The organism is Neisseria sp. P0024.S006, assembly GCF_051956595.1.
Classification (GTDB): domain Bacteria; phylum Pseudomonadota; class Gammaproteobacteria; order Burkholderiales; family Neisseriaceae; genus Neisseria.
Map to the genome: position 1 here is coordinate 1 of NZ_JBQCXH010000067.1, position 444 is coordinate 444.

1 protein-coding gene is annotated in these 444 nt (G+C 49.5%); it reads left to right on the forward strand.

Annotated features, from left to right (window positions below):
* Positions 1–97 precede the first annotated feature (97 nt).
* Positions 98–444, forward strand: a 347-nt coding sequence (locus ACTHUF_RS11305) for a hypothetical protein (RefSeq protein WP_440407752.1), incomplete at its 3' end; no start/stop codon positions are given.

Sequence of the window (444 nt, forward strand, 5' to 3'; positions counted from 1 at the left end):
GTGTTTGAAGTGGAACCCGAGTTTGTGGTTTTTGGTTGAGGGGAAGGAAAGGTTTTGGGTTTCGGGTTTGGACGGAGTAAACAAGTCGGGCGTCCCAATGTTGGGTTTGGATGAAACGGGGAAAAAGTTGGCAAAAACGGTTAAGTTGCCAAAATTAGTGGGAAGCTGGACGGTCAAAAGGAAAAGGGCGGAAAGGTGGGGGGGGAGTGAAAAAGGGGGGGGGGCCAAAGAAGAGAGAGGAGGAAACATGTTGGGGAAAAAGACAAAAAAAGGGGCGTGTTTTCCTGCACCGCCGGAGGTGTTTCCCCAACCCATCACTTCGCCACAATCCCCAAAGTTCCTTGCAAAAACCGTACGTTTTTTTTACACAAAAACAGCCCAAGACCCGTTCAAAGATAACGACCAATCACAAGGTCGGACTGAAACCCCGATCAGGTGTGGTAG